We start from the raw sequence: 19,825 nt of genomic DNA, 5'->3' as shown, positions 1-19,825 counted from the left end.
GCGTTTAATTATTAGGGTGTTATCTCTTAGCCTTTATCACGCGTTTATTTTCATATCGATTTTATCGACGAAAGATCGACTTCCTCATTTGTCGGATCGAAATTCACGAGAAGAATGCAGTTCAGTTTGAGGAGAGGTATTTGTGGGATTAAATGTAGATTGGCCATGCAGCAATACTTTCAGTGTTGGGAAAGACTGAGGATGTGGTGACTTCATGTGACATGGGGCTAGGAGCGGTAAGCTTTCTACTTGTTAGTTTATGTTGCAAAACATTTAATCTTCAGAGTGATCTTATCGAGACAGTTTTTTGAAGGTTTGGTGGTAGGCTTATCCACCATGTTCATTTATGTAATTTGTACTGCGGAGGATAAGGGTGTTGCTTCGATGCCAGAGGAGAAAGTGAGGAATGTACGTATAAATAGGAGCGATAAGAAGTTTGGCTCTGATCCGAGTGTAATGGCGAGACGCGTCAAAGATATGCGTACTTTGCGACCCAATCAGAGTTCTAAAATGATTGATAGCATGACAGAGCAAGACATCAAAAATGGGATAAGGGCACTTATGGCAAATGTGAGTATCGTAGATGGATTGGATAGTGAGTCAGAATGGCTTTTTATGGCGTTGCTTTCTGAATTTGCTGAGAGAGATGAGAAGGGAATGATGGAGTGGGTAACAAGAGAGTGTAATAGTATGACTGCTGACTCAATTATAGTAGATCGGCTCCGTAGAAAATTTCAGAAAAAACAGCCTGACAATAGGCAAGAGTTTTTTGAGAAAGGTGGTGAACTTCTGAGCTCCGACGGAAGGGCTGCTTTGGCTGGATCAATGATGTTGAATACGAAAGATATTTCAACAGAAGACGCGTTGTTTTTTTTAGGGCACCTTAGTGTAGGCCGCTCTGCTATATCAGGAAATATGGGCTTTGCTGATCAGTTTGATTTCCGAACTTTCGCAGGGTCATTAGTTAGCATGGTTTCAAATATTGAAAACTCTCAGAATACTTTAAGTGCTATACCTAATAATTTATTAACGGAATGGGTCAAGAGAGATCCAGAAGAGGCGTTTGAGTTCTATCAAGAGTACTTGTACAAAAAACCATATTCGATTCTAGGGAATGGGTATCCAGAAATGATTCAAGGCTATGTCAATTCAGCAACTGAGGAACAAGCATCCTCCTGGCTAAATGATGTGTTAGAATCTACAGATCTTACTGATAATGAGTACAGCGAGGTCATAGATAAGTTGACTAGACAAGAATTCGGTGGAGTTGGATTCAACGAAGCTTTATTAAACAAATCATCCAACCGTGATGTATTGATGGCTGAAATTGCTGGAGCTGCACTTAGATATAGTGATGCTGCGGATCGACTGGGTAAGAGTATTCAGAGTTTTACAAGTTTTGATCACTACTTAGAATCTGCTATGAAAGCAATTCTCGGTGATTCGCCTATATATTCAAGTGAGGGCCGATTGATTAATGTTCTCCGAGAGATGGGGCGCAAAGAAGCTGAGATTGAGTACGTAAAATCGATCTATCAGGAGGCGAAAGAAATTAAGCTTGGCCGTTAATGCATAGCGATAGGTGAATCAATCGCTCCTCCATGTCCGGTGACCCATAGTTCACTTTCTTTGTTAGAGATGCTGGGGGATGGTTCTATGCCGCAACGCTTTCAGAGTTGTTGCTAAATTACGCATTGAGCCCTCATGTTGTAAGCTTTGCCAATTTTATGGGGCTGGGAGAGAGAAGTCCGTTGGGTTTCGATCAAGCTAGGATAGTGCTTGAGCTGTGGGAATGATGCAATGACTTTATTAGATTACACAAAAAGGGTTGATAGAAAAATCTATCAACCTTTTTTTGTGATTGAGATGGTTTGTGGAAGTGACGTCTTCGGCGAAGCCGTCCTACCCATTTAGCCGAGTTTGGTTTTCGCGGCTGCGAGGAGGTCGCCGGCTTTGTCGCGTTCTGGTGCGGCACCGCGTGCTTGATCGGGTTTGCCGCCGCCTTTGCCGCCAGCGATGGGGCCGAGTTCTTGGATGAGTTTACCGGCTTGGAGGCCTGCAGCTTGTGCGTCTGGACCACAGAAGGCACCGAGGTGAAGGCGTGAACCGTCATCGACGATCATGAAGCCTGCACCGGTGAATTGTTTTTTCTTAAGGCCGTTGAGCAGTTCCTGTAGCATGTTTGCTGGGCCTTCGAAGATCTCTGCGATATTGCCTCCTTTTTCTAATAGCTCCACGAGAGCGGCATCTGCCATGGCGGCTGCGGCACCAGCCTGTGCCTTTTTGAGCTTCTTATCGGCTGCGGTGACAGTGTCGCGCAGGCCCTGGGTGTAGGCTAGCGACTTGTTAAAGGTGTTGTTGACTGTCTCAAAGGAGGCTTCTGCTAGCATTGCTGGCATGAGGTGCGCTTCGAGAGGGTAGTGTACTTCTTCTGAGCCGATAGTCTTGAGGCCTTCGTTAATTTTTTCGAGTTTGGAGCGGAGTTCGTCTTCTTCGTGGCCGTTTTTCTCTATAATGCTCCGAGCCCAATCGTAAGCTGCGATTCCGCAAGCGGCTTCGATGCGACGTACGCCTGAGGCGATGGCGCTTTCGGATTTAATTTTGAAAATGCCAATGTCAGCGGTGTTATCGAGATGAGTACCGCCGCAGAGTTCCATAGCGTAGCCGTCGAGCCCGAGCTCGTTGCCGCCGATTTGGACCACGCGGACTATTTCGCCATACTTATCCCCGAAGAACTGCATGATGTCTTCGCGGTCTTTGACGTCGGCGTGTGGTACTTCATTGTAGAATACGCCAGAGTTCTCGGCGATTTTTTCATTCACCTTGACTTCGATTTCGGTAATTTGCTCAGGGGTGAGCGCTCCGGAGGTGAAGTCGAAGCGGAGGCGGTCAGTGGTCACGAGTGAGCCTTGTTGAGTAGCGTCTGTCGAGACGACTTCGTGAAGTGCCCAGTGCAGCAGGTGTGTTGCGGTGTGGTGGGTTTCGATACGGCGGCGGCGCTTAGCGTCGACAGTGAGAGCAATGGTGTCACCGATGGAGATCTTGGCATCTTTCGCCACTTCATGCGCGATGGCTTGGCCTATTTTCTGGACTGAAGGCACCTCGATAGCATCGCCAAACTCACCGTCTTTGAAGGGGGTGAGGATACCGGTGTCACCGAGCTGGCCACCCATTTCAACGTAGAATGGGGAGCGATCGGTAATGACTAGGAGGGCATCGTCGCTTTCGTGAATTTCGAGAATTTTTGCCTCGCTGGAGTCTTCATCGTAGCCGGTGAATTTGGTTTCGACGTCTGAGGAGATGTCGAGGGCGCGGACGATCGTTTTCTTCTGTGATGCTTGGGAAAGGGTGCGCGCTTCGTCCATGCGTTTCTCGAATCCATCCATGTCGATTTCAAGTTTACGCTCCTGGCAGAGGAGCTCGGTGAGATCGATCGGGAAACCGTAGGTGTCGTAGAGTTCGAAGGCGAAGTCGCCAGAGATTTTTCCTTTTTCAGCTTCGGCGTCGAACATGCCGAGCCCGCGGTCGAGGGTGCGGTTGAAGGATTCTTCTTCGCGCGTCAGAGTTTCTTTAATGGCGTCGCGGCGGGTTTCCATTTCTGGGAAAACATGTTTCATCTGGTCGACGAGGGTGTCGACAAGTTGTGGCAGGAATGGAGTTTCGCCCGTGAACCCGAGTGTGCGTCCGTAGCGAACGGCGCGGCGGAGAATGCGGCGGAGGACGTAGTTGCGGCCAGTGTTGCCAGGTAGGATGCCGTCGGCAATGGAGAAGGAAAGGGTGCGGATGTGGTCGGCGATCACGCGGAAGGCGACTGCTTCTTTCATTTCCACAGAGAGGGTCGATTTATCTACTTCTACGGACTCAGGGTAGATGTCTTGGTACTTCTTGTTAGAAATCTTTTCGAGGGCTTTGAAGAGCGGGGTGAAGAGGTCTGTGGAGTAGTTGGTTGGCTTTTTTGAGAAGTCGGTGAAACCTTTAGTGCCTTGGTAGATCGAGCATGCGCGTTCGAAGCCCATGCCGGTGTCGACGTGCTTGGACGGGAGGTCGCGGAATGTGCCGTCGGCTTCAGCATTGTACTGAATGAACACGAGGTTCCAGATCTCGATACAGAGGTCGGAGTCCATGTTGACGAGCTTGCCCTCGCTGTCGCCATTCGGTGTGAGATCGACATGGAGCTCGGAGCATGGACCACATGGGCCGGTGTCACCCATCATCCAGAAGTTGTCTGCCTTGTTGCCATCGACGACGTGTTTGACTGGGTCGAGCCCTTTGGATTCGAAGAGTTTCGCCCACAGGTCGTAGGCTTCTTGGTCGAATTCGGATGGATCGCCGAGTGATTTGTCTGGACGATAGACGGTGGCGTAGAGGCGCTCAGGAGGGAAGCCCCAGCGCTCGACAATCAGGTCCCAGCCCCACTGGATGGCTTCTGGTTTGAAATAATCACCAAACGACCAGTTACCGAGCATTTCGAACATGGTGTGGTGGTAGGTATCGTAGCCTACATCATCGAGGTCGTTGTGCTTACCGCCGGCGCGGATACACTTTTGGGTATCGGTCGCACGTGGCGGGCTGTAGGGAGCTTTTTCGGTACCGAGGAAATAGGGGACGAACTGGTTCATTCCCGCATTGGTGAAGAGCAGGCCAGGGGACTGTGGAAGCAAGGAAGCGGAAGGCACGAGGGTGTGCTGACGCTCCTTGAAGAAGTCGAAAAATGATTGGCGGATTTCGTTAGCGGTCATGAGATTGATTGTCCCTTATCTATTTATAAAAATTGGCGAGCGGCCGAGCGGTGGCTCGAAAGTCGATTTGATGACCGAGGGAGTAGGTGTTCAGCGGCTGAGTTTCAAGGGTTTTCTGGGGCTGGTGTTTACCTAGAAAACTAGTAGACGCTCTGGCCGACGAGGTCATCGGCTGCTTTTAGGAAATCGTTGACCGGCTTCTCGAGAATCTGAGTCATTTCGGGATTGTGTTCAATGCGATCAATGGACTGCTGAATGCTGATGTAAGCTCGGTCAAGTTTACTCCATTGGGTTTGGAGTTTTTCCTTGGCTTCATCATTAGAAATAGGGGAGAGCCTCATGGTCTTTTTCATTTCTCTCAACTCGTCGGAGAGACTCCGTAATTCTTCAGCAGTGCTGTGAGCTGATGTCACGCCAGTGGCTTTTTCCATGCTGGATGCTCCGCGTTTGACAATTTCAGCATATTTGTCGGCTTGAATTACATAGTCACGCAGACCGTCATATTTTACGTAAAAGCAGAATAGAGCGATTCCTATTAGAAAGATGCTGAGAAATATTTTTGATAGAGTATTCACTGAATTTTCTGAGTTTTGTAGTGGTGTCTACCATCTACTACGAGTTGAGAGCTCGAATAATAGTGAGTAGAAGCTCCCTAACCATAGAAATGGTAAGAAGAAGGTTAGTAGAATTGTGCAGGTTTGCATTCCATCCAGGGATTGGAACATATGGATAAAATAGGAGTAGATATGATTAATATGTGAGCTCAGCCAGAGGTTTTCACCTACTACAGCACCGAAGTTAGTTAGGTAACCAAGATAACTGGCATAAAGGTAGCTGCCGATAGAAGCGCTAGCTACGAGGAGGCGCTCACCGGTCGTGCACTCTTCTTTTGGACCCGCGAATAGAAGTATGACAAAGATTGTAGGTAGTGCACAGTATAGGTAGTGAGGTTGAGCATATTGATTCAACCATGCCCATGTGTATGCCAAGAGGATTGCTGCTGTAAGTATTCGGAAAGTGAGCCAAAAGTGAGCGTGTTTTGAAAAAAGAGAGGTCTTATGTTGGGATCTGCGGGTTTCTAAGGCTCTCGTTAAAATTTGGCCATCTTTTGAGGAAGATACATGCTGTTTTTGGTCCATTCGCTGAATAAGGTCGAGTGAAGCCTGAAATTCATCGATATCTTTTATCGGAATCCAAGAGTGCATTCCCTCTTGCCAGAGCAAGCAAGTGTCTGGTTGAATTTTACGCTCAATGATGAGTTTTCGGATTTGATCATTAGATACGGGACCATGACGTTTGCCAGTGTGAGTGTAATACCATGGGTAGATTTGCATCAGAAAAAACGATCTTGAATGAACGAGGCCGTTTTAAAGAACGTTCTGTTAGTCTGCCAATTGAAAAATCAAGTTTATCAACGATTTCTGATAGAGGTGTTAGTGGTGGCTGGCTTCGCCGGAGCCGCTTGGGATGTGGATGCTTTCGACCATTTCTTGGATTTCTTTTGGTGGTGGTGGGGTGAGGGATGAGACGATGAAGGTCACGGCGAAGTTAATGAGCATGCCGAGGCAGCCGATGCCTTCGGGGGTGATTCCCCAGAGGTATTGATCGGTGGTACCGCCCCAGAACTGGAAGTAGAGGATGTAGCCGAGGGTGAAGGCGATGCCTGAGATCATGCCTGCGATGGCTCCTTGTTTGTTGACCCGTTTAGAGAAAATGCCCATGAGTAGCGTCGGGAAGAAGGAGGATGCGGCGAGGCCGAAGGCGAATGCTACGGTCTTGGCGATGAACTCGGATGGAGGGTTGATACCGAAGAAGGACGCTACTGCGAGTGCGGCAAAGGAGGCCAAGCGCGCGTACATGACTTCTTCTTTGTCGCTGAGGTCAGGTTTGACGATTTTTTTCATCAAGTCGTGTGAGATCGAGGTTGAGAGGACGAGGAGGAGTCCGGCAGCAGTGGAGAGTGCCGCGGCGATGCAGCCAGCCATGAGCAGCGCGATGACCCACATAGGTAAGCTGGCCATGGATGGGTTTGCCATGACCATGATGTCATTGCCGAACCAGAGTTCATTTGGGTTAGAGGTGTCTGCTTTGTTCGCTAAGAGACGTTCGCCGTGGATGCCAACTTTCTGATCTTCGGGCGACTCCGCGGTTGGATAGGCCGGCTTTGAGCCTTGGAAGACGGAATTGCTGTTAGAGTCGGATTTGGCGGGGCCGTAGTATTGGATTTTTCCGTCGTCATTTTTATCGATCCATGCCATTTGGCCAGTGGCTTCAAATTCAGCGAGCCAGCTCGGGGCTTCGGTGTAGGAAGTGTTGTGGAGTTTTTCGATGAGGTTGACCCGAGAAAATGCTCCGATGGTAGGAGCGGTAAGGTAGATGACGGCAATGAAGAGCAGTGTCCAGCAGGCTGACTTGCGCACGGCTTTGACGTTTTTCACGGTGAAGAATCGGACGATCACGTGTGGCAGGCCAGCGGTGCCACACATCAGGGCGGCGGTGATACAGAACATGTTGACGGTGGAGAGTTTACCCGAGGTGTATTCTTGGAAGCCAAGTTCAGTGTTGATGTTGTTGAGTTTGTCTAGGAAGGGGACGGGCTCAACTCCGCCAGCAGTGTATTCGCCAATGAGGCCGAACTGTGGGACGACATTTCCTGTGAGGGCCATTGAGATAAAGATGGCGGGGATGGTGTAGGCGAAACACATGACGCAGTATTGGGCGACTTGAGTATAGGTGATGCCTTTCATGCCGCCGAGACCCGCGTAGAAGAAAACGATGGCGGCGCCGACGATGACACCGGCGGATATGCTGATGCCGAAGAGCTGAGAGAAGACGACCCCGACTCCGCGCATTTGCCCCATGATGTAGGTCATGCAGATGAAGATGGCGCAGACAACGGCGACGGCTCGGGCGACTTTGGAGTAATAGCGGTCGCCTACAAAATCAGGCACGGTGGCTTTACCGAATTTCCGAAGGTAGGGAACCATGAGGACGGTTAGCAGGACGAAGCCACCGGTCCAGCCCATGAGGAAGCGGGAGCCATCGTAACCACTGATTGCTACAGTCCCGGCCATGGAAATGAAGGTAGCGGCAGACATCCAGTCGGCAGCCGTGGCCATGCCATTGGCAAATGGAGAAACGCCGCCGCCTGCAGTGTAATATTCCTTAGTGGAAGAGGCGCGAGAGCGTACGGCAATGATGATGTAGACGGCGAAAGTGATGCCGATGAAGATGAAGTTGAGAAGGTCTTGGGACACGAGTTTTAGAGGTGGAAATTAGAAAAAAGCAGTTAGATAATCGAAAAAGTGTTAGAATGGTGCTTAGTCTTCTTCGGTGTAGCCGTGTTTTTTATCGAGTTTATTCATTCCCCAAGCATAGACGACGAGGATGAGGAGGAAGGTGATGATGGAGCCTTGTTGGGCCATCCAAAAGCCGAAAGGAGCAGTGCCGATGTTAGGCATATTCATGTCTAACCAATCTCGAAAAAGAACGCCGCACCCGAGACTGACAAAGAACCAGACGGCGAGAAGTGCGAGTACGAGGCGGAGGCAGGCAGCGCGGTGACGGCGTGGATGATCAACTTTCATAGGGTTTGAGAAATTTAGTAATCTACCATTGCTATGTGTTAGTCATCTTCATGACAAGGAAGGAAATGTGGCAAATGTAATTGAGCGTAGGCCATGTGGACAAATTGCTTCACTACAAGAGCGGATGGTTGTTCCTTTAAACTTGAGTCAAGTTAGACCCGTGCTATTTTCCCCTAGATCAATCAAACTATCGTGCATCCTTATTATAATCCGACTCAACGCGCTCGCTGCGCAGCGCTCTTTTCTTTTGTTAGTCCCCAAAAAATCACTAAGGCTCATAGATAATTACTGAGATGGGATTACTAGTATTTTATGTTGTATTGGCGTTGGGGGTGTCTTTTTTGTGCTCCGTACTGGAAGCTGTTTTGCTTTCGATCACACCTGGATTTATTCAGCACGAACTGACCTCCGGTAAGAAGTATGCGAATCGTTTAGCGAAGATGAAGGAGGAGGTAGACGAGCCGCTTTCTGCTATTCTGACGCTGAATACGATTGCCCATACGATGGGTGCAGCTGGAGCGGGTGCGCAGTGGAAGGTGCTGTATAATGACACTGGCGAGGCGATCTTTGCGGGTGTGCTTACATTATTAGTTTTGATTCTTTCAGAGATTATCCCAAAGACATTAGGCGCGAAGCTTTGGCGTCAGCTGGCGGCTCCAACAACTTACATTTTACGCATAATGATTTGGGTGCTGACCTACCTGCCTCCGTGGCCATTACCGGTTCTGAAAATGATTACCAAGTTGGTTGGTGGTGGCGGACATGGATCTGGTGTGAGTAAGGCTGAGTTGGCCGCGATGGCAGACATCGTGAGCCAGTCAGGTGAACTTAAGAATGAGGAAAGCCTGATTCTTAAGAATCTCTTGTTGTTTCAGTCGACTAAGGTGAGAGACATCATGACGCCTCGGACGGTGGTTTATGCGATGCGCCAGTCGAACACGGTGGATGATTTTCTAGAGGATTCCATGTTGAAGCCATTTTCGCGCGTTCCTGTGTTTGAGAAAGATAGAGACCATATCACGGGATTTGTACTTAAAAGTGACATGATGTTAGCAAAACTCAGTGGTGGGCATATCGACAAAACGCTCGCGGATTTTATTCGTCCCATCATGGCCGCATCTGGTCAGGATTCGATTTATGAGGTCTTCAAAACAATGACACAGAAAAAGCAGCATTTGATGTTAGTGGTGGATGAGTTTGGTGGAATGGATGGCGTGGTATCTATGGAGGACGTCGTTGAGACATTATTAGGAATGGAGATTGTAGACGAGGCGGATCGCAATGAAGACATGCAGGTTTTGGCTAGAAAGCTGTGGGCTCAGCGTGCGAAGTCGATGGGGATGGAGGAAGATACTGGCAGTAAATAAACTGAATGATTTCGATTTGAGTTGTCGACTCGGGTCAAGATCGGTGAGTTTGTAGAGGTGATGGAACTTCCTAATTGGTCGAAAGAGGTGATAGCGTCCTACGAGAGTGGGACAGCGGGTTGCTTTGTGCTACATGGTAATGTGAATGATCGCCTGTTGTTAGGGTATGGCAGGCAGAAGCGCAAACTGGGGAGTTTGAGCGAGTTTGTGCAAGAGACTCTCGTGCCGCAGTTTGAGGTAGTGCTTAGTTATGATCTTGGATTTGGATTGAGAATTGAACGAGGTGGGGAAAAGTTTCGTGAGTGGCCATCGCTCGAAGATACTCCAGAAATGCCACATGACCCGTTAGAAGCGGTGCGCTTCATTACGCATTATTTACAGTATTGCAGAAATCTACAGATTATGGGGCGGATGGCTCCGCGGGTGGCAGTGATCGTTAAGCAAGCGCATTTGGTGTGTCCTGCGATTCCTAATTTGTTGAATTACGATCTTAGCTCGATGGCCTCCTTGCTGCGAGGCTGGGCGGCAGATGCGCGACTTCAGGAATATGGGCAAACTGCCTTTTTAATTTCTGAAAACCTCAATGGCTTGCATCCACTGGTGGCTGAAAGCAGCCGTGTGAGCTCGATCGAGGTGCCCTTGCCGAATGCGGGGCAGATAGTGGATTTGTTAGATTTTTTGAAGGTGCGCTGTCCGAAGCCGCTCGAGGCATATGAGAACCAAATTAGAGCTGTCGCTGAAAAGCTGTTAGGTGCGAGCACCACTGCTGTTGAGCAATTGTTGTTGAGAGCGCAGCACGATGGGGAATCGCTCAGTGAAGGGCGTCTCTCGGAGCTGAAGAAGCAACTAGTGGAGCGTGAGAACAAAGGGTTGATCGATTTTGTTGAGCCTGATCGTTCTCTAGAAAATGTGGTTGGTCTGGACGGTGTGAAGCAATGGCTGAGACAAGATATCGCATTGTGGAATCAAGGGGAGTTAGAAGCGCTGCCGATGGGGTATTTGTTCTGTGGCCCGGTTGGTACTGGTAAAACTTATTTGGCCGAATGTCTCGCTGGCGAAGCTGGAGTTCCAGTGGTGACGATGCGTAATTTCCGAGATAAGTGGGTGGGCTCGACCGAAGCGAATTTAGAGAAAATCTTTGCCCTGCTTCACGCGCTTGGGCGCTGTATTGTGTTTGTCGATGAGGCGGATCAGGCACTCGGCAAGCGTGAGAGTGGATCGGGTGACTCCGGTGTGTCATCGCGCGTTTATTCGATGATGGCAAAGGAGATGTCGAACACGCGCAACCGTGGGAAGATTGTGTGGGTGCTGGCGTCGAGTCGTCCCGACTTGATAGAGGTTGATCTAAAGCGGCCAGGGCGAATCGATGTAAAAATCCCGCTCTTTCCCTCGCTCAATGCGAAGGAAGGTTTCGACCTGATCCAAGCGCTGTGTAAGCGCAGGGGCATTGTGTTAGAGGATGGCGATTTCGAAGAGCTGGCAGCTTATGTGCCTGAGTTGTTAACACCAGGTGCCGCGGAGACGCTGGCTGTGAAAGCGTATCGCATTAAGATGACGCAACAGTTCAGCGACAGCGAGTCACTGATTGCTTGCCTTAAAGAATATCGCCCACCCGTGGCACTGGAGACTCTGCGTTTCCAAATGCAGATCGCTGCTGACGAAGCAACGGATGCGAGCCTGATTCCTGAGGAGCTGGGACTTCATGAATAGTGGTCAAGTCTATGGTAGAGGTGTTTTATAGGGATGGGAAAATGGATTAACTGTAAAAAAATGGCCCGCTAGTTGCGAACTAGCAGGCCATAATTAAAGTGAAGTTGATGTGATTGATTAGTGAGTCACACGAGAGGTGCTACCATTGCTGAGGACGCGGACGCGGTCACCGACGGAGAAGGTCTCACGTTTGTTGACTTCTTGTACGACTGATACGCTACGGCCGCTGTCGAGGTCGACATTGATTTCGATGCCTTGGCGGGAGCCGATTGCTTGTTCGAGGTGTGAGCCGAGGGCTGCACCCGCTGCGGCACCACCGATTGCACCAGCAGTGTTTGCTGCGCTACCGCTACCGATTTCGTTACCGAGGAAGCCGCCGGCGATACCACCGAGCACGGCGCCAGCTTTGTTATTACCTTCGATTTTTACGTAACGGATAGAAGTGATACGGCCAGGGTTGACGGATTGTGCACGACCAGCTTCACCACGTGTGTAGGTGTCACCTGTCATGGAATTTTGAGCACAAGATGCAAAAAGCAGTGGGGCTGCTACTGAAAGGATAAGTAACTTTTTCATAGTCGACAGCGATGGTACATTGGTTTTTCTTTTCTGCAAGGACCATGATATGAAGGGGGTTGCGTCCGTATTATTATGAAATTTCCAAAGCTTACAGTTGCTGCATTGTCCTTACTATCAGATTTTTTATCTGCTCGCACTTGGACTGATGTAAAAGGGCGAACACTTGAGGCTGAGATGGTGAGTAAGAGTGAGAGTTCAGTGACCGTGTTGGTTAGGGGGCAGAAAACGGAGATAGCTTTGGAGATGCTGAGTGAGTCCGATCAAAAGTTTGTTAAGAATTGGGAGCGAGGGGATGTAGCGGGGTATGAGGCTTTATTTGAGCAGAAATGGCCAAAGCTCGTATCGATAGATCTGGATATTGAAATTACCGAAGAAGAGGGTGAAGATGGGAGTTACATTTACCGTAGCCCACATTATGAATTTATTAGTAATACTGAACTGAGTAAGGTTCCAGTGAAGCGGTTTTCAGTGTTGTTTGAAGCGACGCGCGAGTATGTGAGGCAATTGCCGTATGCGAATAAAAAAGCGCATCAGGAAAGTGTGCGTTATCAGGTGTTTTTATTCGATACGATGGAGTCCTACGTGCGAGCGGGTGGGCCTGAGGGATCGGCTGGAGTGTATTTGGGCGGCAAAGACGTGATCATGGTGCTGTGCCAGAGTTTGGGCTTAGTCAAACGGGGTAGCACTTGGGCGATGGATTATGATCGTACTAACAAGACCTTGCCCCACGAGATTACTCATCAGCTGACGGATAGAGAGTATTTTGTGGAGGGGGCGCGAGGATGGTTTAGTGAAGGTTTTGCTGAGTATGTGGCTGTCACGCCGTATCGCAGTGGGAAGTTTTCAGTGAGTAAGGCTCCATCGTATATTGAAGAATATGTGACTTCGTTCTCAAGAGTAGACAATAGGGGGCGTAATTTAGGTGAGGAGATTTTGGCGCCTCGCTTAGAGAAATTCATGACGATGTCGTACAGTGATTTCGCTTCTGCGGAAAATGGGAATTTCAATTATGGTCTCGGAGCTTTGTTAGTGACCTACTTTAACCATTATGATGGTGAGGGAGATGCAGCGAATATTAAGAATTTTTTACGCGCAATAAAGCAGGGGAAGACAGGGACGGAAGCGCTTGAGGTTTTGCGCGCAGGACGGAGCTGGGAGCAGTTAGAAGAGGATGTGACGACGGGTTGGCGCAAGCGTGGGGTGAAGATTGATTTTATGTGATCCGTTCGAAAATCCAGTAGCTTCCAGTGAGAGCAATGGCGCAAGAAGTGGCTTTGAGTACTTTGGGGAAGTAGGTTTTTTGTCGGAACCAAAATAGTATTAGAAACACTATGGCGATGACGGTGATTTGCCCTAGTTCGACCCCAAGGTTTGCTGCGATGAGTGGCGTGGTGATCTGGTCGGTGGTGCGAATGGTATTGCCTAGTACGGCGGCAAAACCGAGACCGTGGATAAGTCCGAAGAGGAAAATAGTGGCGAGTCGGTGAACTCGCATTTTTTGAGAAATGACATTTTCGATAGCAATGTAAACGATGGTCGCCGCGATGCCTATTTCGACCCATTGCAGCCTGTTAGGGGAGAGCGTAGGGAGAACATTGGTGATACTTAGCGCCATGGTGATACTGTGGCCGAGGGTGAAGATGAGTGATTGCGCTAAGAGCGGTCGCCACTTGAAACTTAGGCAGCAGAGGGCGGCGATGAAAAGGACGTGATCCCAGCCTTGTGGAAGGACATGGCGGTAGCCATAGTGGACGAAATTCCAGAAGCTTTGCGAGCTGCTCGGTTTGTTTTGAAGAGTTTGCCAAATGACGATGGACTGAGCTGGTTCTACGGTGAGCAGGTTCTCTCCATTGGCAAAGACGAAGTCGGGGTGATCTCCATCAGTGACAGTTACATTGAGTTTTTGCTGTGGTAGAGGCCCGTTCATGACAATGTCAAAGTAGGCAAAGCCAAGGTCGGTGAAAGGATTGCGGAATTGTGGAGGGCTGCTTTGCCATTCAGGGTACTGGGCTGTCCATTCTATGGCTTTGTTGCCATCGCTAAAAATGAGGCAGCTGCGGAGGTATTTTTCCGCTTCTTTGCGGAACATTGCCTGTTCAGTAGTGGATTGTTCTAACAGCCACTGTCGTCTTGGTTGAAGAGCTTGTTTGTCAGCCCGCATTTCGGGGAGGGCTATGCCGGCGTCGAAGCGGACAGTAGCGTTCCATTGTTTTTCATCTGTGGTGACATCGACGAAGAGTTGTTCGACGATATGGGCGTTAACGCTCAGGCAGGTGAAGAAAAAAATGGAGAGGAGCAGCCGCATGCGAGATTTAGTAAAAATGATCCCAGCCGCCATCGAGCGCAGTGTTTGTTTCGCTACGCTGTTCTAGAATCCCAATCTGAGTAAGAGGAGTGAGATCGCCCGGCCAGTTAGAAAGGAGGTACTCTACTTGTTGAGTGGGCAGAGTAAAAAGAAGTTCGTAGTCTTCACCATCACCGAGGGCTTGTTCAACTGTGCAGTTAGGGCTGATGGGGAGGGTTTGAGGATCGAGAAGGAAGCCAAGATTACTGAGTTTGGCGAGGCGTGGAAGGTCTTTTGCTAGGCCGTCTGAGAGGTCCATCATTGCACTTGGTTTGCAGTGATTTGCTAACCATTGTGATTCTTTGACTCGGGGGGTGAAATCGAGATGTTTACCCGTGAGTGAGCCGCCTAAGCGGCCTGTGACGAAGATCGTATCGCCTTGGTTCGCGGTGCTGCGGAGGATCAAGTTGTCCTTCGTGACATTGCCTGTGCCTGCGATGGAAAGCATATTGGCTGAGTCTTTTGGAGCGGAGGATGTTTCGCCTCCGACGATGGAGAAATCGAAGGTGTTAGCGCAGTTTTGTATCCCTTGATAGAGTGCTTCGAGCCACGCTAATTTAGTATCTGAACGTAATATGAGTGTGACGAGCATGGAGCTAGGAGTCCCCCCCATGGCGGCAATGTCGCTGACGACGCGCGCCATGGCTTTCCAGCCGACACGTTCGGCCATTTCTTCTGGGTAGAAATGAACGCCTTCGACGACACAGTCGGTTTTTTGCAGCTGGAGTGCGCCATTTTCTAACTGAACGACAGCACAGTCGTCACCGGGGCCGACGAGGATGTCTGAGCGCTGCGTCAGCTGAGAGCAGATACGCTCGATGATTTGATCTTCGCTGCTTTCGCCCAAAGTCATAGGGTTTAGAGCTGATCCCCCATGGAGAGCATGAAGGCTACATTGATGGAGTTAAAGAGTGCGTGACAAAGGATGCAGGACCAGATGCTTCCACTCCATTCATAGAGGGCTGCGAGTAGGATACCGAAGAGTGAGAGCGGGATGACAGCCCAGATGTTACCGTGAATAGCTCCAAAGATGATCCCAGTGACGATAGCAGCGAAGACGGGCTCGGTGTAACGTTTGAGTACTGGGTAGAGGTAACCGCGGAAGATGATTTCTTCTGCGAGCGGAGCGATGATGCAGGTGCCGAGAATGAGGATGAGTTTGCGCTCCACTTCCACGGCATTGATCATTTCTTGAACGATTTGTTGATGCTCTGGTTCGCCGAGACGGCTCTCTAACCAGGCTTCGAGACCGGCGTGCTGCAGCACAATGGAGAGCAAAATAAAGCCAACATACACAGCTACGCCCCACGCAAAGACGTAGGCAGGATGCTTGGGGCTCAAGCCTAGAGCCTCTGGCAGCATGTCGCGCTGCTTGTACATGAAGAGTACGATGCCAGACATCATGAGTAACATCCCAAAGCTAATCGCTAATTCTATGGGAGTGAGCGACCGCCCTGGTCCAGCATAGGAGAGGAAAAGTGTGTGGGTGAATGGCAGGGTTACAAAGATACAGCCGATGATGTCTGCAGGTGCAATGCGTGAAGTGTCGACCTTACCAGATTGGTTCCACTGTAAGCTTGGTGTTGTTTTACGTAGCCATGCGTGGAGTAGCCCAGCCAGAACTATGGAGATCAAGCAGATGAACCCAATGTCTTGAAGGACTTGATGGCCGAAGGCGCCTTGGCTGAGTGCGAGTTGCAGCATTGCTAGAGTGTTCTGTTAGGTGGCTTAGATCTCAGCAACGACAGTTGGAGGTTCGATCCATTTGTCATGTTCTTTGATCAGATCGATCAGGCGATCCACGGCTTCAGCTTCAGGGATGTTGAACTTCACTGGTGTCTTGTTGACGTAGAGGTTGATCTTGTTAGGAGCTCCCCCAACGTATCCGAAGTCGGCGTCAGCCATTTCACCTGGACCATTGACGATACACCCCATGACCGCGATGCGGACTCCTTTGAGGTGGCCGGTGGCGGCACGGATTTTTTGAGTGGTTTCTTGGAGATTGAAGAGAGTTCGGCCACAGCTTGGGCATGCAACGTAGTCGGTTTTGAAAATACGAGTGCCAGCTGCTTGTAGGACGTTATAGGCGAGTCTGAGAGATTGGCCCGGTGCTTGTTCGCCCTGAATGAGGATAGCGTCGCCAATGCCATCGCAGAGCAGGGAACCGATGTTTCTAGCAGCTGTTAGTAGTGTGTCTTGGAAATCTTTTTCAGGATCGTTAGACGGGTGGAATGTATCTTTGAGGAGGATCGGGTGGTGGGCGTCGAGCTTACATGCGAGAAGGCGGTAGGCGTGGATGACGGCCATCGGGTGACCATTTGGAATGGTGACTAGGGTGGGTTTAGACTCCGCATTGATAGCCGCGATTTCTTTGTCGTTTTCAGGGTCGACCTCAACTGCTCCAGAAGTTTCGATGACGATTTCAGGTTTGAAGTCGCCGAGTTTATCGAGTTTGTGCTCTAGTGCATCGTATTTTTCCTGAGAGGTGAAGACTCGGACAGTGTTGGCTCCACCGAGCTTGAGGTTGCCGATGGTGATTTCCTTGCTGCCACGGCGTTTGTAGGAGAATGGATCGTAGCTGAGTGTGCCGCTTTGTTGGTTCTCTGGGTCGTGTGGCAGGTGGGAGAATTCGATATTATTGACCAGTGCTTTGGCTACTGGGATTTCTTTTACTGGATCTTCGGTGAGTGAGACGCGGATAGTGTCGCCGACGCCGTCAGCTAATAGTGAGCCGATGCCGATAGCGGATTTGATACGGCCGTCTTCGCCGTCGCCAGCTTCGGTAACGCCGAGATGTATTGGGTAATTCCAGTCTGGCCCTTCTTGGGTGAGGCGGGCGACGAGAAGGCGATAGGCTTCGATCATGACCTTCGGGTTGGAGGCCTTCATCGAGAAAATGAAATTGTGGTAGTCGTTATCGCGGGCGATACGGGCGAATTCGAGGGCGCTTTCGACCATGCCGAGAGGGGAGTCGCCGTAGCGATTCATGATGCGGTCGGAGAGCGAACCATGGTTGGTGCCGATGCGCATGGCGCGGTTGTTCTCTTTACAGAGTTCTACGAGAGGAGTGAATTCTTCGCGAATACGTTCGAGCTCTTCTTCATATTGAGCATCAGTGTATTCGCGGATTTCGAATTTCTTTTTGTCGGCGTAGTTGCCTGGGTTGACGCGGATTTTCTCGACCCATTTGGCGGCTTCGAGTGCTGCGTCTGGTTTGAAATGGATATCTGCGACGAGTGGGACATCGCAGCCGGCGGCGCGGACTTCGCGGACGATATTTTCTAGGTTTTCTGCGTACTTGCGAGTTTGTGCGGTGACGCGGACGAGTTCGCAGCCAGCTTCGGCGAGTTCTAGAATTTCTTTCACACAGCCATCGGTGTCGCGGGTGTCCGAGGTGATCATGGACTGGATGCGAACGGGGTTGTCGCCGCCCATTTTTAGTGGGCCGATGGTGATTTCACGTGAGACTCGGCGCTGATAGGCAAAGAGGTCTGGGCAGTAGTGGAGAGCTGTGTGAGCGTCTGCGGTCATGATGTTTTAGGGTATAGACTAGATTTCTGATCCCGTCCAACTTCCAAGTAGTTAGTTTTCGGTGGTCTGACAAGAAATCTGCTAGTAGAAGGTGTGTATGGCGAAGCGTGCAGTGATCACAGGTGGACAAGGAGACTTAGGTGAGGCTTTGCATACGCAGTTGAAAGCGAGTGGTTATGAAGTACTTGCTCCAGGACGAGAGGAGCTGGATGTGACGGATGACGCCTCGGTTGATGCGTTTTTTAAAGTATGCGGAGAGGTGGATCTTCTCGTTTGTAACGCAGGAAAGACGGAGGATGGACTTTTGGCTAAAATGTCAGAAACGGTGTGGGACAGGGTCATGGAAGTGAACCTGAAGGGGGCGTTTCGCTGTGCGCGTGCAGTGAGTAAAGCGATGCTTAAGCGTCGTTCAGGTCACGTGGTTTTTGTGAGTTCGTACTCGGCATTTCATCCGCCGCTGGGGCAGGCGAATTACTCTGCTGCAAAGGCTGGGCTAGAGGGTATGTGCAAGTCGCTTGCTCAGGAATGGGGCGGGTGCGGAGTGCGCGTGAACTTGATAGTGCCTGGATTTATGGAGACAAGGATGACGGAGAGTCTCAATGAATCTGTGCTCGATGCGGTGAAGAAGAAGCATGTACTGTTCAGTTTTAACTCTCCTGATAAGGTCGCGCAGTTCGTGAGATTTCTTGATCAAACAATGACTCAGACTTCTGGGCAGGTATTTAATCTGGATAGCAGGATTTTGTGAGATAGGACTACTTGCTTACATCAGCCAAGAGGGTTCTTGGTGTTTCAGAGTGTCGAAGGGCGGTGGGTTGGAATTGAGAGTCTCATCGTGTGGTCGCGATGGGATTTCGAGCCACGGCTGTGATTTACACTTCGTCGTTGTAGTAGACTTTGACGTATTTCATTTGCATTTTTTCGTCGTAGCCGCGCTCCATGATTTCGTTTTGGCGCTCAGCGAAGTCAGGAGTGAACTTGAGGACAACACCAGTATCGAGTCGGAGGTTTGATTTGATCTTGCTGCCAGCTTTTTTGGCTGCCGGTTTGCTGATTTCAAATTCGTCTGCGAGTGGTTCGCCGTCTTCGTCTTTGTAATTGTCTTTGAAGTGAGAGAATTTTTCTACGATTGCTGGCTCTTTGAGGACTTCTTCTTGGAAGTGCTTTTCATCGAACCTTTCTTTTTCGGCAAAGTACTGCATGGCATCGTTCGCTACGCGGTACTTGTCTTCTTGTGGCATGTCTTCGGGGAGACCTTCATCGGCGAAGGAGACACACATTTCAGCATATTGCTTGGTTTTGTAGTTGTTGTCCTTGCGCGCGCGAGCGCCGAGGAAGTCGCGGACCCAGAAGTTGGTGTCGGCGCCTCCTTTATCAAAGGTGAAGACGGTGTAGCCGGAATCTTTTTGGGAGTTAATGACGAGACAGCCTTTGTCGATTTTGTCTGGGTAGATGCCGTTATGAGTGGTGAGCTGGAGGTCGCCGTCGTTGTCGGAAATCTCGAGGAAGGGAGTGAGGCTTTCGGATTTGACGACGGAGATGGCGTCGCAGGGTTCACCATCGATCTGCACTCCTTTAAGGTAGGCGATGCAGAGGTCACCCGATTTGATGTTAGGGTGTTTGGTTTTGTCGTAAAGGTGGCGTGCGATCTTACGGGAGTAGGTGAGGAAGCGCTCTTGCTGGTCGAAGATGGTATTGACGTAGCAATGCATCTCGTGGAGGTCGAGCGAGCTGGTGTGGTGGAAGTGGTAAGGTTCGAGATTTTTGAATGGTTTGAGGAAGGCGAGAGTGAGAATTTCTTTATCGTCTTCGCCAAATTTGCAGAGGTCTTTAGAAGTTTTCAGGGATTCTCCACGCAGAGGGTTGCCGATTTTTGCAAGGGTGACGTGAGAGAGTGTGGCTTTATTAAAGTTAGGTTTGGACATGAGTGTGGTGCGCTGGCTGGTGGCGGGGGACGCTCAATGAGGA

16 protein-coding genes are annotated in these 19,825 nt (G+C 49.9%); 5 read left to right on the top strand and 11 right to left on the bottom strand.

Translation table 11 applies throughout. The features are described from left to right. The first annotated feature begins 249 nt into the window (after positions 1-249). Positions 250-1,569, top strand: coding sequence for a hypothetical protein (locus tag ACFPK9_RS08925; protein ID WP_377094515.1), 1,320 nt, complete (start codon positions 250-252; stop codon positions 1,567-1,569). A gap of 341 nt (positions 1,570-1,910) precedes the next feature. Here the strand turns inward: ACFPK9_RS08925 and alaS are convergent, their stop codons facing one another. From alaS to ACFPK9_RS08900, 5 genes are all read right to left on the bottom strand, one after another. Further along, a complete protein-coding gene (gene alaS, locus ACFPK9_RS08920) occupies positions 1,911-4,739 on the bottom strand; it encodes an alanine--tRNA ligase (RefSeq protein ID WP_377094514.1) in 2,829 nt (942 codons plus the stop codon). A 140-nt stretch (positions 4,740-4,879) separates the two neighbouring features. Next, on the bottom strand, positions 4,880-5,314 hold the full coding sequence (locus ACFPK9_RS08915; RefSeq protein ID WP_377094513.1) for a hypothetical protein: 435 nt from the start codon (positions 5,312-5,314) through the stop codon (positions 4,880-4,882). 27 nt (positions 5,315-5,341) lie between these two features. Beyond that, the gene (locus ACFPK9_RS08910; protein ID WP_377094512.1) at positions 5,342-6,073 is read right to left on the bottom strand and encodes a DUF4339 domain-containing protein; all 732 of its coding nucleotides are present in this window, start codon (positions 6,071-6,073) and stop codon (positions 5,342-5,344) included. Positions 6,074-6,172: 99 nt separating this feature from the next. Then, positions 6,173-7,996: a sodium:solute symporter family protein gene (locus tag ACFPK9_RS08905; RefSeq protein ID WP_377094510.1), complete on the bottom strand. Its 1,824-nt coding sequence runs from the start codon at positions 7,994-7,996 to the stop codon at positions 6,173-6,175. Between the two features lie 63 nt (positions 7,997-8,059). Further along, entirely contained in the window at positions 8,060-8,326 is a 267-nt protein-coding gene (locus tag ACFPK9_RS08900; protein ID WP_377094509.1) for a DUF4212 domain-containing protein, read from the bottom strand. A gap of 293 nt (positions 8,327-8,619) precedes the next feature. Here ACFPK9_RS08900 and ACFPK9_RS08895 point away from each other — a divergent pair, with 293 nt between their 5' ends. Then, positions 8,620-9,693, top strand: a complete 1,074-nt coding sequence (locus ACFPK9_RS08895; protein ID WP_377094508.1) for a CNNM domain-containing protein — start codon at positions 8,620-8,622, stop codon at positions 9,691-9,693. A 60-nt stretch (positions 9,694-9,753) separates the two neighbouring features. Then, positions 9,754-11,403, top strand: a complete 1,650-nt coding sequence (locus ACFPK9_RS08890; RefSeq protein WP_377094507.1) for an ATP-binding protein — start codon at positions 9,754-9,756, stop codon at positions 11,401-11,403. A 117-nt stretch (positions 11,404-11,520) separates the two neighbouring features. Here the strand turns inward: ACFPK9_RS08890 and ACFPK9_RS08885 are convergent, their stop codons facing one another. After that, entirely contained in the window at positions 11,521-11,979 is a 459-nt protein-coding gene (locus tag ACFPK9_RS08885; protein WP_377094506.1) for an outer membrane lipoprotein, read from the bottom strand. A 75-nt stretch (positions 11,980-12,054) separates the two neighbouring features. On the opposite strand from ACFPK9_RS08885, the gene ACFPK9_RS08880 reads away from it, so the two are divergent. Further along, entirely contained in the window at positions 12,055-13,203 is a 1,149-nt protein-coding gene (locus ACFPK9_RS08880; protein WP_377094505.1) for a hypothetical protein, read from the top strand. Here the strand turns inward: ACFPK9_RS08880 and ACFPK9_RS08875 are convergent. Genes ACFPK9_RS08875 through ispG form a run of 4 tightly spaced genes read right to left on the bottom strand, consistent with a single transcriptional unit; the run spans position 13,196 to position 17,857 of the window. Beyond that, positions 13,196-14,320: a HupE/UreJ family protein gene (locus tag ACFPK9_RS08875; RefSeq protein ID WP_377094504.1), complete on the bottom strand. Its 1,125-nt coding sequence runs from the start codon at positions 14,318-14,320 to the stop codon at positions 13,196-13,198. The two genes, ACFPK9_RS08880 and ACFPK9_RS08875, sit on opposite strands and share 8 nt — an antisense overlap. Then, on the bottom strand, positions 14,295-15,179 hold the full coding sequence (locus tag ACFPK9_RS08870) for a thiamine-phosphate kinase (RefSeq protein WP_377094503.1): 885 nt from the start codon (positions 15,177-15,179) through the stop codon (positions 14,295-14,297). The genes ACFPK9_RS08875 and ACFPK9_RS08870 overlap by 26 nt, the downstream gene beginning before the upstream one ends. A 5-nt stretch (positions 15,180-15,184) precedes the next feature. Continuing rightward, positions 15,185-16,030: a CPBP family intramembrane glutamic endopeptidase gene (locus ACFPK9_RS08865; protein WP_377094502.1), complete on the bottom strand. Its 846-nt coding sequence runs from the start codon at positions 16,028-16,030 to the stop codon at positions 15,185-15,187. A 24-nt stretch (positions 16,031-16,054) separates the two neighbouring features. Further along, positions 16,055-17,857 carry a (E)-4-hydroxy-3-methylbut-2-enyl-diphosphate synthase gene (ispG, locus tag ACFPK9_RS08860; protein ID WP_377094501.1) on the bottom strand — a complete coding sequence of 601 codons (1,803 nt, stop codon included), beginning with the start codon at positions 17,855-17,857 and terminating at the stop codon, positions 16,055-16,057. Between the two features lie 97 nt (positions 17,858-17,954). Here ispG and ACFPK9_RS08855 point away from each other — a divergent pair, with 97 nt between their 5' ends. Beyond that, the gene (locus ACFPK9_RS08855) at positions 17,955-18,605 is read left to right on the top strand and encodes an SDR family NAD(P)-dependent oxidoreductase (protein ID WP_377094500.1); all 651 of its coding nucleotides are present in this window, start codon (positions 17,955-17,957) and stop codon (positions 18,603-18,605) included. 124 nt (positions 18,606-18,729) lie between these two features. Here ACFPK9_RS08855 and ACFPK9_RS08850 read toward each other — a convergent pair whose 3' ends face one another. Beyond that, a complete protein-coding gene (locus ACFPK9_RS08850; RefSeq protein ID WP_377094499.1) occupies positions 18,730-19,782 on the bottom strand; it encodes a nucleoid-associated protein in 1,053 nt (350 codons plus the stop codon). Positions 19,783-19,825 lie beyond the last annotated feature (43 nt).

Source organism: Rubritalea spongiae (genome assembly GCF_042652385.1).
In the GTDB taxonomy this organism is placed as follows: domain Bacteria; phylum Verrucomicrobiota; class Verrucomicrobiia; order Verrucomicrobiales; family Akkermansiaceae; genus Rubritalea; species Rubritalea spongiae.
This window is presented reverse-complemented; position numbering and strand designations above follow the sequence as displayed.